This is a genomic window from Pontibacter sp. BAB1700 (assembly GCF_000277005.1).
Lineage (GTDB): Bacteria > Bacteroidota > Bacteroidia > Cytophagales > Hymenobacteraceae > Pontibacter > Pontibacter lucknowensis.
The window spans coordinates 58,953-75,516 of the sequence record NZ_AKIS01000036.1 but is presented as its reverse complement, the minus strand read 5'-3'; the positions used below and the strand labels follow the sequence as shown (position 1 = coordinate 75,516).

19 protein-coding genes and 1 pseudogene are annotated in these 16,564 nt (G+C 50.0%); 14 read left to right on the top strand and 6 right to left on the bottom strand.

Annotated features, from left to right (window positions below):
• Positions 1-231, bottom strand: a pseudogene (locus O71_RS05155) (FAD-dependent oxidoreductase); the annotation flags it as partial.
• Positions 232-502: 271 nt separating this feature from the next.
• On the opposite strand from O71_RS05155, the gene O71_RS05150 reads away from it, so the two are divergent.
• The 9 genes from O71_RS05150 (at position 503) to O71_RS05120 (ending at position 6,921) form a co-directional block, all read left to right on the top strand.
• A complete protein-coding gene (locus O71_RS05150) occupies positions 503-1,447 on the top strand; it encodes a polysaccharide deacetylase family protein (protein WP_007653973.1) in 945 nt (314 codons plus the stop codon).
• A gap of 288 nt (positions 1,448-1,735) precedes the next feature.
• The gene (locus O71_RS23115; protein ID WP_007653969.1) at positions 1,736-2,356 is read left to right on the top strand and encodes a pyruvate kinase; all 621 of its coding nucleotides are present in this window, start codon (positions 1,736-1,738) and stop codon (positions 2,354-2,356) included.
• Complete coding sequence (locus tag O71_RS23110; RefSeq protein ID WP_007653968.1) at positions 2,332-3,357, top strand: pyruvate kinase; 1,026 nt, start codon at positions 2,332-2,334, stop codon at positions 3,355-3,357. The genes O71_RS23115 and O71_RS23110 overlap by 25 nt, the downstream gene beginning before the upstream one ends.
• A 55-nt stretch (positions 3,358-3,412) precedes the next feature.
• On the top strand, positions 3,413-4,660 hold the full coding sequence (locus tag O71_RS05140) for a hypothetical protein (RefSeq protein ID WP_051017706.1): 1,248 nt from the start codon (positions 3,413-3,415) through the stop codon (positions 4,658-4,660).
• 26 nt (positions 4,661-4,686) lie between these two features.
• Entirely contained in the window at positions 4,687-5,088 is a 402-nt protein-coding gene (locus tag O71_RS05135) for a hypothetical protein (protein ID WP_040573682.1), read from the top strand.
• Positions 5,089-5,228: 140 nt separating this feature from the next.
• On the top strand, positions 5,229-5,402 hold the full coding sequence (locus tag O71_RS23700) for a hypothetical protein (RefSeq protein WP_155800540.1): 174 nt from the start codon (positions 5,229-5,231) through the stop codon (positions 5,400-5,402).
• 372 nt (positions 5,403-5,774) lie between these two features.
• The gene (locus O71_RS25205) at positions 5,775-6,122 is read left to right on the top strand and encodes a GNAT family N-acetyltransferase (protein ID WP_007653958.1); all 348 of its coding nucleotides are present in this window, start codon (positions 5,775-5,777) and stop codon (positions 6,120-6,122) included.
• 74 nt (positions 6,123-6,196) lie between these two features.
• Positions 6,197-6,715, top strand: a complete 519-nt coding sequence (locus O71_RS05125) for a hypothetical protein (RefSeq protein ID WP_007653956.1) — start codon at positions 6,197-6,199, stop codon at positions 6,713-6,715.
• A 5-nt stretch (positions 6,716-6,720) separates the two neighbouring features.
• Entirely contained in the window at positions 6,721-6,921 is a 201-nt protein-coding gene (locus O71_RS05120) for a YwbE family protein (protein ID WP_007653953.1), read from the top strand.
• A gap of 128 nt (positions 6,922-7,049) precedes the next feature.
• On the opposite strand, the gene radC is transcribed toward O71_RS05120, so the two are convergent.
• Positions 7,050-7,748, bottom strand: coding sequence for a DNA repair protein RadC (gene radC / locus O71_RS05115; RefSeq protein WP_040573688.1), 699 nt, complete (start codon positions 7,746-7,748; stop codon positions 7,050-7,052).
• 186 nt (positions 7,749-7,934) lie between these two features.
• Between radC and O71_RS05110 the strand changes: the two genes are divergently transcribed.
• From O71_RS05110 to uvsE, 5 genes are all read left to right on the top strand, one after another.
• A complete protein-coding gene (locus O71_RS05110) occupies positions 7,935-8,957 on the top strand; it encodes a metallophosphoesterase (protein ID WP_007653949.1) in 1,023 nt (340 codons plus the stop codon).
• A 23-nt stretch (positions 8,958-8,980) separates the two neighbouring features.
• The gene (locus O71_RS25200) at positions 8,981-9,169 is read left to right on the top strand and encodes a hypothetical protein (protein ID WP_007653947.1); all 189 of its coding nucleotides are present in this window, start codon (positions 8,981-8,983) and stop codon (positions 9,167-9,169) included.
• A gap of 365 nt (positions 9,170-9,534) precedes the next feature.
• Positions 9,535-10,221 (top strand): hypothetical protein, encoded by a 687-nt coding sequence (locus O71_RS05100; protein ID WP_007653946.1) that lies wholly within the window; start codon positions 9,535-9,537, stop codon positions 10,219-10,221.
• A gap of 205 nt (positions 10,222-10,426) precedes the next feature.
• Positions 10,427-11,074, top strand: a complete 648-nt coding sequence (locus tag O71_RS05095) for a carboxypeptidase-like regulatory domain-containing protein (protein WP_007653945.1) — start codon at positions 10,427-10,429, stop codon at positions 11,072-11,074.
• 80 nt (positions 11,075-11,154) lie between these two features.
• Positions 11,155-12,048, top strand: coding sequence for a UV DNA damage repair endonuclease UvsE (uvsE, locus tag O71_RS05090; RefSeq protein ID WP_007653944.1), 894 nt, complete (start codon positions 11,155-11,157; stop codon positions 12,046-12,048).
• 6 nt (positions 12,049-12,054) lie between these two features.
• Here the strand turns inward: uvsE and O71_RS05085 are convergent, their stop codons facing one another.
• The 4 genes from O71_RS05085 to O71_RS05070 all read right to left on the bottom strand — a co-directional run bounded on the left by O71_RS05085 (position 12,055) and on the right by O71_RS05070 (position 16,510).
• A complete protein-coding gene (locus tag O71_RS05085) occupies positions 12,055-12,552 on the bottom strand; it encodes a DUF4112 domain-containing protein (protein WP_007653943.1) in 498 nt (165 codons plus the stop codon).
• A gap of 67 nt (positions 12,553-12,619) precedes the next feature.
• Positions 12,620-12,847, bottom strand: coding sequence for a hypothetical protein (locus tag O71_RS05080; protein ID WP_007653942.1), 228 nt, complete (start codon positions 12,845-12,847; stop codon positions 12,620-12,622).
• Between the two features lie 169 nt (positions 12,848-13,016).
• Positions 13,017-15,863 (bottom strand): pitrilysin family protein, encoded by a 2,847-nt coding sequence (locus tag O71_RS05075; RefSeq protein WP_007653940.1) that lies wholly within the window; start codon positions 15,861-15,863, stop codon positions 13,017-13,019.
• Positions 15,864-16,129: 266 nt separating this feature from the next.
• A complete protein-coding gene (locus O71_RS05070) occupies positions 16,130-16,510 on the bottom strand; it encodes a hypothetical protein (protein WP_007653938.1) in 381 nt (126 codons plus the stop codon).
• Positions 16,511-16,564: the final 54 nt, after the last annotated feature.

The window sequence follows — 16,564 nt, the reverse complement described above, 5'->3', positions numbered from 1 at the left end:
CGCTCCCGAAGGGCTTCGAACACCAACCTGATATTGCCTGCGCCAGGTAACGCACCCCACCATGCACCAGCTTGGTGCTGCGGCTCGAAGTGCCCTGGCAAAGTCGGACTGCTCCAGCAACAGCGTCTTATACCCACGCGAAGCAGCATCCAGGGCGGTACCCAAACCTGTGGAACCGCCGCCGATCACGAGCACATCCCACTCAGGCACCTCAGCAAGCTGCCGCAGCATGGCTTCACGGTTAAAGGGTATAGCTGGCATTGATTTTAAGGTATAGTATGTAGAAGTCTGGAACATGATAGCTCCATCAAGATAAGTAATTTTCACTTTATAAACCTTTCTGGATATTAGGTTTTGAAAAGCACTGCGCAATTCAACTGTACACTAAGTCTTCCTGCTTGCAGATATGCTTCTCTATCGTGCTTCACTGTAAATTATCAGAACGAACGACGTGGAATCAACACAGAAAATCGCTAACATTATACCGTTTACAAATCTTACCATGAACCACCCTTACTCCCGCCTCCGCTTACCAATCATCACTTTTTTAATCACTTTTCTGGTCAGTCTGTCATCCTGCATGCAGGGAGATAAAACTGCCGAGTCTCAGTCGCCAGTTGAAGCCGCTATATCTGTTGATTCTGATGCGGAGAGTAATGCTATACCCGCTCCTGACACTCTGACTTTACAGGCAGCTATACCTGAACAATCGGTTCAACCTGCTGCTGTTGTGACAAGCTCCATAGCCGATGCCGAAACCATCATTGCCCGCAAGCAGGTCCCGATACTGTGTTACCACCAGGTGCGTGACTGGCGGGAGAAGGATTCCAAGCAGGCCAAGGACTATATTATACCTGAAGAGCGTTTTAAAGAGCACATCAAAATACTGGCCGACAGCGGCTACCAAACCGTGCTACCCGATCAACTGATGGCTTACCTGACCACAGGTGCTCCGCTTCCCGAAAAGCCCGTGATGCTCACCTTCGACGACACCAGCCTGGGACAGTACACCGTGGCCGCACCTGAGCTCGAGAAGTACGGTTTCAAAGGCGTGTTCTTTATCATGACCGTGTCGCTGGGCAAACCCAACTACATGAGCAAGGCGCAGGTAAAGGAGCTTTCGGACCGCGGCCACGTGATTGGCTCACATACCTGGGACCACCAGAATGTGAAGAAATACCAGGGCCAGGACTGGGTAACGCAGGTGGAGAAGCCCTCGCGGCAGCTAACCGAAATCACGGGCAAACCAACAGAGTACTTCGCTTACCCTTTTGGGCTCTGGAACCCAGAGGCCATACCTGAACTCAAACAACGGGGCATGGCCGGAGCTTTTCAACTTGCCGGAAAGCGTGATCCGCAGGACCCGCTGCACAGCATCCGCCGCATTATCGCCAGCGGGTATTGGAGTGCGCCATCTTTGCAACGGGCCATAATCAACAGCTTTTAAAAAACCCTACCCGCCTCTCTTCAGTTTGATAATATGCTATACCTCTACCATGATGCAAACAGACGAGAAACACCTTCAGGAGATGATCACACAGCTCGACCAGCTGCACCACGACGCCCTTGAACTGGAAAAGAAATTTGCCAGCGCCATCAAAAGCGTGCATCCGTCTTTCCGTAAAAGTGCCCGCAACCTGCTGCACTACCTGTCGCTGCGGCAGCACGACATTCGGCATTTGCAGGAGAGCCTATCCCGCATGGGCCTGTCATCACTGGTCGCGCAGAGGGGCATGTGCTGGCAAGCCTGCAGGCCGTGCGCGACATGCTCTGTCAGTTGCAAAGTTGCGAGGTTATCAAAAAGCCTGTTCCTGTTTCATTTGATGAAAGCGGCGAGTTACTTGAGAAGCACACCAACGATTTGCTCGGGCCCTCTCCTAAAAAACACGGCACCCGCATCATGGTCACCTTCTCGACTGACCTGGCACATGACCATGAATTGTTGAAACGCATGCTGCTGGCCGGTATGGACTGCGCCCGCATCAACTGTGCCCACGACAACGAGCAGGTGTGGGAAGCCATGGTGCAATCCGTCAGAAAGGCTGAGAAAGAAACGGGACGAAACTGCAAAATACTGATGGACCTGATGGGGCCGAAACTGCGTACGGGTCCGCTCAAGCCTGGTCCTGCCCTGTTACCAATACGCCCCATACAAAACGAGCTGGGCCAACTCGTGTCCCCTGCCAAGGTATGGCTTGCACCGCCCGGCGAAGTAAGCGAAGTACCTGTAGATGCCAGCCTGCCACTCGACGAAGCCTGGGTTGCGCAGTTGCAACAGGGCGATAAGCTGAGATTCAGGGACACCCGTGTCGAAAGCGCACACTTACCGTCATGCAGCGCAAAGAGAAAGGTGTGATCGCGCACTTGTTCAAGACCTCCTACATTGGCACAGGCACCGAGCTTACCATCAAAAAGGAAAGTGCCCTGGAGCGCTCCGCCAAGGTAGGCCAGCTGCCTGCCAGCGAAGCACCTATCTACCTGCGCAAAGACGATCTGCTGGTGCTCACTAAGGAGCAAACGCCCGGCGAACCCGCCCTCTACGATGCCGAAGGCCACATCGTGAAGCCCGCACACATAGCCTGCACCTTGCCGGAGGTATTCAGCCGCGTAAAAGCAGGACAGCCGATTTTGTTTGATGATGGCAAAATTGCGGGCACGATCATGGAAGTCAATGAAGATAACCTGCTGGTGAAGATTACGGAAGCCAAGGAATCGGGTAGCCGCCTGCTGTACGACAAGGGCATTAACCTGCCAGAAACCAAGCTGAACCTGGAGGGCCTGACGCAACAAGACCGCAAAAACCTGGCTTTTGTGGCAAAGCATGCTGATGCCGTGAGTTTGTCGTTCGTGAATCAGCCTGAGATGATTGAGGCGCTGCACCGGGAGCTGAAAGAGCTGCAGGCTCCGCAACTGGGCATCATGCTCAAAATAGAAACCAAAGAGGGTTTCCGCAACTTGCCCCGGTTACTGCTCACCGTCATGAAAAACCATCCTGCCGGTGTGATGATAGCCCGTGGCGACCTGGCTGTGGAGTGCGGCTGGGAGCGGCTGGCTGAGGTACAGGAAGAGATTCTGTGGCTCAGTGAGGCAGCACACATACCCGTGGTATGGGCTACGCAGGTACTGGAGTCGCTCTCTAAAAAGGGCCGCCCGTCACGCGCCGAGATTACCGATGCGGCCATGTCGCAGCGGGCTGACTGCGTGATGCTCAACAAAGGACCTTATGTGCTGCGGGCCATCGAACTCCTGGACGATATTCTCAAGCGCATGCAGGAGCACCAGCACAAGAAAACATCCATGCTGCGTTTATTGCACGTATCGGAGCTGGAAATGCCTACCAGCGATACTGCCAATTAAACACAGGCGGGTAAAGCTGTGACCCGACTATACCTGCACATGAAAACTCTTGACAATGAAACAGGCCCTTGCGTTTCTTTTTTATATCAGCCTATACCTCTGCACAGCCCCCTATACCTTGGCGCACACCTACTACATCACTTCCAAAGGCAATGATGCCAACCCCGGTACTTCCCCTACTGCTGCCTGGCGAAGTATCGCCAAAGCCAACAGCCACAGGTATAGCGCAGGCGACACACTCTTGCTCGAGGCTGGCCATACCTTTGCGGGCGGGCTTTATTTTCATCCGGATAACTTTCAGGGCAAAGGCGCTCCGTTAGTCATCAGTTCTTTTGGTGATGGTCGCGCTACCATCGATGCCGATACGAGTTATGGCATCTACGCGCATAATGTGGCAGGTATAGAAATCCGCCAACTCAACTTCAAAGGCAGCGGCCCTGACAGTAACAGCAACAACGGTATTCTGTTTTACAACGATTTGCCCGGCGACATAAAACTGAAGCACATCGTAATAGACCAGGTGGAAGTGACGGGTTTCCGCAAATCAGGTATTACGATTGGATCATGGAGCGGCAACAGCGGTTTTGAAGAGGTGCGTATCACCAGCGCCGTGGTTCACCACATTGGTTCGGAGGGCATCAACACCTGGGGTCAATTCGACCAAAACAAAAAAGGCTACGCGCATCGCAACGTGTACATAGGCCATTGCCATGTGTACCAGGTATACGGCCTGCCCCTGAGCGACAAGCACAGTGGCAGCGGCATTGTGCTCTCGGATGTGGACGGCGGCACGGTAGAATATAGTGTAGTGCACAGCTCCGGTATGGGCAACACAAACTGCGGAGGCCCGGTTGGTATCTGGGCCTGGGATGCCAACAAGGTGACCATCCAGTACAACGAAGCTTACAACATCAGCGCAGGCAGTGGCTGCGACGGCGGTGGTTTCGACCTGGACGGGGGCATCACCAACTCTATTATGCAGTACAACTACTCCCACGACAACGACGGGGCAGGTTTCCTGATCGCCCAGTTTGAGTGGGCGCGGCCGATGCACAACAACATCATCAGGTATAACATCTCTGAAAACGACGGCCGCAAAAACGACTACAAAGGCATTACACTTTGGGTGGCAGACCAGAAAAATAACGGAGGCAACCGCGACTTGCTGGTGTACAACAATACCGTGTTTGCCGACAAAGCCGTTACGCCAACGGGAGGAGGCGTTTCTTTCAAAAGCGGCCAGCACCACAACGTGCGGTTTTACAACAACATTTTCTACACGCGCAACGGGGCCCGCTGCTAGTTGCCGACGACACGGCAGCGCTCGACGTGCATTTTCATAACAACGCCTGGTACAGCGAAGACGACCGCTATACCTTTGTATGGGGTGATAACAGGTATACCTCTTTGCAGGACTTCCGTACCGCCACCGGTCAGGAAACTGATCAGAACCAGCCAACAGGTATGGCAGCTGACCCCAAGCTTACAGCACCGGGTACAGCAGGCACCTTGGGCTACCCGCTCAACCTGCAAACCCTCCGCGACAGGTATAGCCTCCAGAAAAAATCACCGCTTATTGGGCAAGGTATAGCTGTTGCCCCGCCAGCACCATTCATTCCAGCCGAACAGGACATCCTTGGCCATCCCATTCATGACGCTGCGGCACCCGACATGGGTGCCGTAGCCTATACCCGACCAAGGTGGATACAGTGGCTGAGAGAGCTTTTTTAAACTCTTTGGATTGAGAGTTGGGAGCTTAAGAGGCTTAAGGTTTGGAAAGGAATCTTCAAATGGGAAAATTATATAGGTAATTCTATGTATATTTCTGCAAGCAAGCTCTGTATTTTGCTTATACCTATACCTGCAAAACAATGAAATCTTTTAACCTGGTGGGCATCTTTGCAGTAGCACTGGCCGTTGCGGGCCTCGTAATTAATGTCGGACATTTTTTTGAGAGCAGGTATATTGGCTGGGCCTTTATAGGAGCCGGCTTGGCTTTGGCTGTAATCAATACATGGCTGAATATCCGAAAGCATAAACGGTAGATACGCTAGCTAATCCGCATATCAGAAAATATGATTGCCACATTCAACTCAGCGCTTCAAAATACCTTTAGACAATGAAACATGGTTTTCCTTCACTGACAATTGCACAAACGAGCGCATATTTAGAATCGAATTATTCATTAGCCGCAATTTGACCATACTATCATCTACAATGTCATTTAGCACACAACCCACATTAGAAAACGACAAAGCCATACTTTATCCTTTGCAGGAAAGTGATTTTGAAGCATTGTATGCAGTAGCGTCTGATCCTAAGATCTGGGAGCAGCATCCCAACAATGACCGCTGGAAGAAAGATGTTTTCCGGATTTTTTTTGATGGGGCCATGAAGAGTAAGGCGCCTTTAAGATCGTGGATAAAGCAACCGGCAGTATCGCTGGCAGCACTCGCATGTACGATTACAATGCACAAAACAATAGCATACTGATCGGCTATACCTTCTATGCCACCGCCTATTGGGGCAAAGGAGTCAACCATGCCGTAAAAGCACTCCTATTGGACTACCTGTTCCAACATGTGACAGAAGTATACTTTCATATCGGCGCTAACAACATTCGTTCTCAGATAGCGATAGGCCGACTGGGTGCCGAAAAGGTTTCGGAACAACAGGTGGCGTATTTCGGAGAGTTGCCCAAATTAAACTACGTATACAAGATCGCGAAGGAAGCCTGGCTCGTCAGAAAGCAAGTCTCATCCTGAGCGAAATATGACGCTTGAAGCTTGTTCCATTTGGTGTCCTGTACTGACCACCACACTTATTTAAACACCTTTTTATGAAAAAACTTATCTTCTCTTTCCTCTTCGCTACTTGCAGTCTGCAGGCATTTGCGCAGCAAGAACTCATACATCCCAAAAAGCAGCAAAAGCAAGGAATCGTGCAGCAACCACAACCTTACATTGAAGTTGATGGCAAGCAGGTAGCGCAAGCTAGTCTGGTGCTTATTACAGCCAGGCACATTGAAAGCGCCGAAGTACTGAAGGATGAAAAGGCTATAGAAAAGTTCGGCGACAAAGCCAAAGATGGAGCTGTTCTTCTGAAAACTGACCCTAAAGCGAAGTGGGTTACCATACAGGATATCTACACCCACTACCGTATACCTTCTACCCAGCAACACCTGCGCGTGATCATTAACAATCAGTTAGTTAAAGACACTAGCCTGATACTTGCCAACCTGGAGCAGATCGAAAAAGTAGAAGTGAAAAAGCAGAACATCACAGCCCCTGTACGCTGGAGCCTGAACGACGACGAAGAGTTTCTGTATATCACCTCAAAACCGCAGACCAAGAAATAAACATCATGGACGGCACCAAACGCAGCAACATCAAAATAGGCTCCCACGTGAACATCGTGCTCAAAGAAGACCAGCGCACCGGCGACTTAACTGAGGGTTACGTAGAGGCCATCCTCACCAAGTCTCCCAACCATCCACATGGCATCAAGGTCAGACTCGAGACAGGGGAAGTTGGAAGAGTGAAGGAAATCTTGGAAGAAGATTAATCAACCCTGTCACTTCGAACGCTAGTGAGAAACCTAAAGTAACGACGCTTTATATCCAGATTTCTCACTAGCGTTCGAAATCACATTATTGTCCGTTCTTAATTTTCAAACTTCTTAAAACTTCTGACTCATAGCATTCCCTCATCGGCGAAGCTGTAGTAGTCGTTGTCGGTAAAGATGATGTGATCCAGGATCGGCAGATCGAGAAACTGGCCAGCTTCTTTCATTTTCTTGGTCAGGGCGATGTCGGCGCCGCTTGGCTTAGTATTGCCGCTCGGGTGGTTGTGCACCAGGATTATAGAGCTCGCCAGCTGCTCGATGGCTTTCTTGAAAATCATTTTCGGGTCGGCCACGGTACCCGCTACTCCCCCGCTGCTGATGCTCTCTTTTTTCATGACCACGTTGGCGCGGTTTAACAAAATCACCCAGAACTCTTCGTGCGGCAGGTCAAGCAGCTGGGGTTTGATGTAGTTGTAGATGTCGGTGGAGCAGGTGATGCGGGTTTTAGCGGCAGAAGCGGTTTCTTTGCGTCGGCGACCCAGTTCCAGCGCACTCACGATCGAGATAGCCTTCGCTTCGCCTATACCTTTAATCTTCGTAAGGTCCTTCACTGTCAGTTTGGCCAGTTCGTTCAGATCGTTGCCCACGGCCGCCAGTATGAGCTTGGCCACGTCCACAGCAGTCAGCTTTGGGGTACCAGATCCGATCAGGATGGCAATCAGCTCGGCATCACTTAAGGCGGACTTGCCTTTTAGCAGCAGCTTTTCGCGCGGACGGTCTTCTTCGGCCCAGGTTTTGATGTTGAGACTGGCGGTATCGTATGCCAAAAGTGCAGACGTAGCTTCTTCTTTCACTGCGGTACAGATTTTGTTAGATAAAAGATTGTTAAGTGAATCTGTTTCACCTGAAAATAGTTCAGAGTATGTGGGCAGTTTGCTTACTTTTTTATCATAATATCCAATTTTAAACAAAGGCTGCCGGGGTCTGTTCCTTAGCAGTCATTATCATACAACATGCAACGATTCTTTTCGATAGGAATAGTCATCTTCATCCTGTTCCTGGTGGACTTTTATGTCTTTCAGGCTATTAAAACAGTCAGCCAAAACCTGTCCGCTAGCACCCAGCGTATCATCTACATCCTGCATTGGGCTATATTCGCCATTACTGCGGGCACCTTTGCACTGGCTTCATTTACTCGTGGCACGCCACCGGATGCTTTCAAAACATATCTGGCCAGCACGCTTTTTATCATCTTTGCCTCTAAGCTGGTGGTTGTGCTCTTCCTCTTTGTGGACGATGCGCTGCGCCTGGGTAAATTGGTGTTCAACAACGTGAACAGCGGAGAAACGACCTTTGACCCTTCCCGCAGCAAGTTCCTCAACCAAATGGGCCTGCTCGTGGCAGCGGTGCCCTTTTCAGCTTTCATTTACGGCATGGTGAAAGGCGCTTATGATTACCGTGTAAAGCGCATCACACTCCGCTTCCCTAACCTGCCGGCTGCTTTTGAGGGCTTCAAAATGCTGCAGATCTCAGATATGCACACAGGCAGCTTTACCTCTACGGAACCGCTGAAAGAGGCTGTGCGCCTTATCAACAAACAAGAGGCTGACCTGGTGTTCTTCACGGGCGACCTGGTGAACAATGTGGCCACTGAGCTGATGCCGCATGTAGACACGCTGAAGGAAATCCGGGCGAAACAGGGCGTTTTCTCAGTGCTGGGTAACCACGATTACGGGGACTACGTGAGCTGGGAGAGCCGTGAGGCGAAGACGCAGAACCTGCAAACACTAGTAGACACCCAGCGCCGCATGGGCTGGGACGTGCTGCTGAACGAGAACCGCCGCATCGAAAAAGACGGCGAGTATATATCCATTCTGGGTGTAGAGAACTGGGGTAACCGGGCGGGCTTCCCGAAATACGGCGACCTAAGCAAGGCCTACATGGGTGCAGAGGACAGTCCATTCAAGGTACTGCTTTCACACGACCCTTCGCACTGGATGGTGAGATCAACCAGAAATACGATGACATCGACCTGACTCTATCGGGCCATACACACGGTATGCAGTTCGGGGTGAACATACCTGGATTAAAATGGAGTCCGGTGCAGTATGTATATGAGCAGTGGGCCGGTCTGTACAAGCGTGGCAGACAGCACCTGTATGTGAATACCGGACTTGGTTTTATCGGCTACCCGGGCCGTGTGGGTTTCCTGCCCGAGATTACAGTTTTTGAACTGAGAAGGGCCTAAGCAGTAGTTAATTACCCTTATCACATAGAAAGAGCCGGCTTAACTGTCGGCTCTTTTTTTATATCAGTAGATACAGCTCCATGTAAGCCATACCCAAATATATGTTTTATCATATTTCCATCTTTCCCTTAATTGAATTACCCATCATGGCATATCATCTATAACAACTTTTTTAAACAGGCTTCAACTGCATCAAAAAACATCTTCAAACAAATTTTGACGACAGCCATAAGCAGCTATTACAAAGCGCCATATAAACCTATCGAACCGTCCGCCGTAAAACACTAGAGCAAGCCGTATTTGTTTTATACTATTTCATAGCAAATACAACAGGCTTTTTAAAGTTTAATTTAGAGTATAAGAAGATGAAAAAGATATTTTATTCGATAGCTGTAGTGAGTGCCATGATGTTTGCGTCTTGTAGTGAAGACAGAGGCAGAACCTATGAAACAGCGGACGCAAACCAGGACGAAAACGTAAACCAAAGCCATATCAGAGGCAATGAGACAGCCATGGGCACTACGACAGACATGAGCGGCTCCGACGCCATGTGGCGCAGCAACTCAGAGCGTATAGCCGGCCAGATGGCTACGGATATGCGACTCGACACGGCGACCCAAAATCAAGTACAGCAGGTACTGTATGAACGTGAGCGTCGCCTGAGCGAGTTGGAGTATAATTACAACGAAACCAATCGGATGGGTGGTCAGGTAGCAGATGAAGTGGACAATATGGCAACTACTGAGAAGGATCGTTATGACATGGATGGAGGCACCATGACCGACACCAGAACCAATATGAACACGAACACACAGAACAATACCACGGGCACTTCTGATTTGGACACACAGCGTGAACAGATTATGCAGGAGACAGACCGTGAGTTACAATCAATCCTATCAAAGGAGCAGTACAGTCAGTACCAGGAAAAACGTGCAAACTACTGGGGCATGAGCAATGATGGCACTAACCAGACTGATAACTCAGGCAGCAATAACAACTTGCCTAGAAGTAACTCAAATGCTGGCAATGGCACAGATAACAACCAATAGGGTATCTGGCCGTATAAATAGTATTGAAAGCCCATAGCGCCCGTAGCTATGGGCTTTCGCTTTTAGTGCCCGCTTTCCGTTAAATTTTGTAATTTAGCACCATGCCACACCGCAGTTATATATTTTGGCGGCGGCATACTTTTTAGCCTTTTCCGGCGTATTGACATTAATCCCTTGCCACCGCTAAAGTGGCCGCTGCTGTAACATGCCCTTATACCTGCTACGACTACTGCTTCTTTCTGCCCTGTTGCTTGTGAGTGCACTCCCGGCATTGGCGCAGCGCAACATACGCGTGAGCGGTACCGTGCTCGAACCTGACAAAACCACCCCTATACCTGGCGCAGGAGTCATCCGCTATGGCACGAACTATGGCGTTATTTCTGACGCAGAAGGCAAGTTCCTTATTGATATCGACCAGAGCGATACGCTGTTGATCCGTGCCGTTGGCTTTAAGCCCCTGCTATACCTGCCCCGTAACCTGCCCGTTTCAGAGCTTCGCGTCAATATTGTGTTGCAGCCTGACAGTGTAATGCTCGGCGAAGTGGAGATCACCAGCCGGCCATCCGAGGAAATGATACAACGGGCGCTGCGCAACATGAAAACGGAAGAGCCTGAGTATGTAAAACGCAAAGGCTATCGCCCTGAGCTAGAGCCCGGTCCTCCGCCACCTCCTGTCGCCCCTACCCCACTCAGCCCAATTTCGCTACTGTATGATATGTTTTCTAAAGAAGGTAAGCAAAATCAGAAGCTGCAGCAATTGCTGATGATTCAGGAGCTAAAGCGACGCAGGGAGGAAAAAGAGAACTACAACCGCTTCTTTAAGGACAACACTGGCTACGAAATAGACCGGTAAAGTATCCCTTCCTGAAATTAGATTTCACCAAAACCATTTGCTTGTGCGTAGGTTAAGGTATAGCCATACCTCTATACCTTATGAAAATCGGATATCCTTGCATTAACGAGACCCTGGACTGTTCCTCTTCCCGCACATTTCGGTTAGCCTCTTACTCTGAAGAACGTTTAATTCAGACAGTGGAGCAAAACCTGAGCTGTCTGCGCCGCATACTGGAATTCAATGTGGAGCATGGACTGTACTTTTTCAGGCTCACGTCCGATCTGGTGCCTTTTGCATCGCACCCTGTCAATACCTACAACTGGCAGGAACACTTTAAACTGACCCTACGCCGGCTAGGCGATTATGTTAAGCGTCACAACCTCCGTATATCCATGCACCCTGACCAGTTTGTGGTGCTTAACTCCCCTACCCCTCAAACAGTGCAAAACAGCATAGCCGAACTGGTATACCAGGGCAGCATCCTCGACCTGATGGGACTTGACACTACCGCTAAGTTACAGATACATGGTGGCGGTGCCTATGGTGACAAGGAGACTGCGCTCAATCGCTTTGCGGAGGTATACCACACCATGCTGCCTGAGACGGTAAAGGCCCGCCTCTGCGTAGAGAACGACGACCGCACCTATAGCCTCACCGACTGCCTGGTGCTGCACGAGCTTACGGGTATGCCTATCATTTTCGACAACTTGCACCACGAGTGTGTGAACAACGGTGAACCGATGCGGGAGGCAGTAATGCTGGCTGCCCAGACCTGGCAACCCGAACGTGACGGTGTACTGATGGTAGACTACAGCGCCCAATCGCCGGGAGAGCGCAAAGGCAAGCATGTGCAGAGCATCGGCGAGCAGGCTTTCCACGACTTCCTGGTGGAGACTGAGGGCATCAACATGGATATCATGCTGGAGATAAAAGACAAAGAAGCCAGCGCACACAAGGCAGTGGCTGTGGCAAAGGCATTGGGCAGAATGTAAGCTTTTTTAGAACCAGCCCTGCACCAGTTGGTACACAAAAGCCAGTAGCTCCCAGATAGCCCATATCAGCAGAATGAAGATCACGACAATACCGATGACAACCCCTAGAATGATGTTTTTGCCGCTGCCCTGGTATTTGCCTTCTTCGTAGTGCGCCCGGAGCATGCGCACATTACGTTCATTTGCTTTGAAGGCAAAGTCAAAGATATTCCCAAGGATAGGTATACTGCCAAAGAGAGCATCCAATGCCACGTTGAGCAGCATCAGGGTGACCATCTTGCCACTGGCGCCATAGCGGGCCATGGTGAGGATCAGCATAGCCGACACACTAAACGAAGCTAGGTCACCCACCACAGGAAAAAGCCCGAGAATTGGATCCAGCCCAAATCGCCAGTTAGTGCCCGGCAAGCGGAACTGGTTGTCCATCAGGTGGGTGATCCGGTCAACCCATTTCAGGTTTTCGGTGCGGGGTGTGCGTGTATAGTGCGTGTTTGCCGTTTCCATAGCTGCCTATACGCAAGCTGTATATAAATGTATCAGCAGCATCTTCTGATAACTCCTCAGGCAAAGTCTACCAGTCAGCATTTCTGCGTGTCGCTACTTTGTTGTTTCTAGGCTTATAAGATGATTTTGCCTTCCACTTTTTGTGCACTCTGTCCTGTTTGCCTTTGATGTAACGCATGCTGCCGTAGTCATCGACCACAATTGCCTTGTCGCTGCGGTGGAGAGGGGAGCATGAAGTAAAAAATGCCAGAGTACTTACCAGCATGATGAATAGGGTGAATCTTAGGAATGCCATGCAATTCTGGGTGTTTGGTGAGTATCAAGTATTTAAGATACTATATATACTTATACAATCCAAGATTGTTCTGTTTAATCGCTTATTTATACAAAAAAAAGAGGTGCTGCATGGAGCAGGTCAAAACCATGCCACATGCAGCACCTTAATTTTATTTATGGACTCTTGCCTACTGTGCAGGTTCCGGATTCATCACTACTTTAATGTAATTATTCATTTTCAAATAGCTCTTAGCGGCCTTGCTGATATCTTTGGAGTTGAGTTTCTCCACCAGCTCCAACTTATCGTTGATGGCAGTAGGCTGCTCGCCGTAATAGTAGGCGCTTTCGAGTGAGCTCAGCCAGGCACGGTTTTCACGCATGCTGGTTTCGATGCTGCGTCTGTCCGCCTCTTTTACTTTGGCCAGGTCAGCCTCGATCGCACCGCTCTTCTGCAGCTTCTGAATCTCTTCGAAAGTGGCAGCTACCAGTTTGTCAACATTTTCGGGGGCACAGGTAAAGCTGATGTTGAAGGCGTAGTTCTGGTAAGGTACCCGGCTTGTGCTGGCAGACACGCTGGTTCCATATACGCCGCCTATTTCCTCACGGAGCTTCTCCGTCAGCCTGATCTTCATTACCTCAGACAGCGCAGCCAGGTGGTAGCTTTTCTCTTTGCTATACTTGGTCTGGTCGCGGAAGCTGATCATCACATTGCTCTTCTGATCAGTGCCTTTTACCAGGTCCTTGGTGACTACTCCTTTTGGTGCACGCTTGCCTACATCTTTGAAATTCTCTTTGCGGTTAGTTGAAGGCAAACTGCCCAGGTAAGTCTGTAGCATCGGCTTCACCTGCTCTACATCAAAATTACCCACAAACACAAAGGTAAAGTCGCTGGCATCGCCAAAACGGTCTTGGTAAATTTCATAAGCCCGGTCCAGGTTTACTTTCTGCAGATGCTCTACTGTAGGTATACTGCCACCCCGCAAGTGGTCCTGCGTCATGATGCGGGCTACCTGGTCAGAGAAATAGTTTTGCGGACTGGCCATCAGGTTAGGCAAGATGCCATTGTACTGCGTCAGGAAGGCCTGGAAGTCCTGCTCGCTCTTGCGAGGTGCCGTAAATTTCAGATGCGTCAGCTGCAGCATAGTCTCCAGGTCCTTAGGCGTCGCCATACCTGAGAGTCCTTCGCGCAACTCAGAGATGAAAGCACTGACATTGGCACTCTTACCAGCCATTACCTTGCGCAGATCCACGGCCGACATATCCTTTAAGCCGCTGCGTGACACGATCTCGGAAGTAAACGTCGCAGTGTGGTAATCGGCATCACTGTAAAGCGAGTGACCACCGTGGCTGTAAGCCGACATCAGGATCTCATTGTCTTTGAAATCGGTTGGCTTCAGCACAACACGTACTCCGTTGGAGAGTGTTAGTTCTGTTACACCCAGCTTCTCGATTTTACTTTCCCTGGCGATCGTACCGGCCTTTGGTGTTTCTTCCATCAGGGCGGTTGCTGTCATTTTATCTTCGTAAGGCTGCAGGTCAGCGGTAGAGGCTTCTTTCAGAATGGCCAATACCTCCGCCTCCGTTGGCAACTTAACAGTTTCCTTATCAGGTGCGGTGATCACAACCACCCGGTTATCCTCTGTGATCCACTGAGCGGCCAGCTGGTTTACTTCTGCCAACGTGATGCCTTCCAGATGTTTCTTGATGAACTCGTATTGGAACTCTATACCTGTGGCTGGCATGTTGTCGAGGAAGTTGGCCACGTACTGGTTCACGTATACCCCCGAATTGGTTTTGCTGCGCTCGTTATAGGCCCGTTCATAAGAAGCAAGCATCTGGGTTTTGTAACGGATCAGTTCAGAGTCCGTAAAGCCATGACGTTTAACGCGTTCATTTTCCTCAGCCACTGTTCGCAGACCACGCACCACGCCCGTTTCGTTTGTGGTTAAGTAAGATGAATAAGCATCTTTTGCGCTCAGGCCCTGCAATGAGGTATAAGACGTGCTGGCAAACAGGAACGGCGCATCGGCCTGCTGCTGCAGTTCGCTCAGGCGTTGGTTCAGCATGCCGTTGTACATGTCGCGGGCCAGCTTGTTACGCATATCCCCCAGTGTCTTCAGCTTTTGGGCGTCTTTCTTATAATGCAGTTGCAAGCCAGGCATGGTCGCTTCCTTGTCGCGTACAATCGCAACAAGTGTTTCTTTGTGACTGGGAATCTCAAAGCTCTTACGCTCTTTTGTATTGGCAGAAGCCTTATACTTGCCGAAGCTCGCTTTGATCTTCTGCTCCATCGCATCCACGTCGATGTCGCCTACTACTACCACGGCCATCAGGTCCGGACGGTACCAGTCTTTGTAGAAGCGACGGATCTCTTCGTGCTTAAAGGTTTTGAGCACCTCGTCTGTACCGATTGGCAAACGCTGCGCATACTTGGAGTCTTTGAATAGCACCGGGAAGTACTGGTAAGCCATACGCATACCGGCCTCCTGTCGCGAGCGTTTCTCTTCCACGATCACGCCACGCTCTTTGTCAATCTCCTCCCCTTCGAAGGTGACGTTAAATGCCCAGTCCTCCAAGATCAGCAAGCTCTTGTCGATGATCTCTGGCTTATCGGTAGGTATAGGCAGGATGTACACTGTCTCGTCGAAACCGGTGTAGGCGTTTAGATGCGCACCAAACTTCACCCCTACTGACTGCAGGTAGTTAATGAGCTCGTTCTTCTTAAAGTTTTTGGTGCCGTTAAAGGCCATGTGCTCCGTGAAGTGGGCAAGGCCCTGCTGACTGTCATCTTCCAGAATAGAACCAGCATTTACAGCCAGTCTCAGCTCGGCGCGCTTCTCAGGCGTGCCGTTTTTCTGAATGTAGTAAGTCAGACCATTAGCTAACTTGCCGGTACGCACATTCGGGTTGAGCGGAATAGGCTGATCCAGTTCTGCTACTGCTGTCGTCACCGGCTTCTGAGCCAGCGCAACCTGCTCTACTGACGTACCCAACAGGATGGCGGTCAGAGCCAGGGTGTAAAACTTCTTGTTCATCTAAAAGATTTTTAAATTAAGGTTGTTATTCATTGCCTGGAAAAGGCCGCACGTATTCATCCCATGCAATAGAATGCAGGAATATTATAAACATAGTGATTTTAATTTCATAACACAGGATATTTATACCTATTTCCGTTTTCTATATACAAATCAGACTATTCTCACGACCAAGCCCTGACTACAAACTCTTAAGAATAAAAAAAGCAGGCCCGAAACCGGACCTGCCTATACCTGACAGTAGCAGGATGCAAGGGTACAGCGGCTTATTTCTTACCGCCTTTTCCTTTACCCTGATTTCCTTTGCCCTGACCACCTTTTCCTTTTCCGCCATTGTGGTGATTGCCATTACCCGGCTTTCCTTTTGGAGCAGCCTGCTTCACAGTGGTATTGTTGTTATTGACGATGATCACGGTGTTGCCTCCCTTCCCCTGCTTGTGCTTGGTATGACCTGGGTTGGTGGTGCGTGGGTGATGCGGGTTATTTGTATTCTTGGTCCAGCCTTTTTTATAGCCTCTATGTCCGGCTTTGCTGTCTTTGATGATAACTACTTGTCCGGTGTTGCTGTTTTTCTTGCGGGAGGTAGTACAGGATGCCATCGTGGCAACAGACAGTACAACCAGTAGTAAGAGTTTAAGGCGCTGCATATTAAGTTTATTTTATAATTGTGAGAGATAAAATCTATTCGGCAGGTACAAATG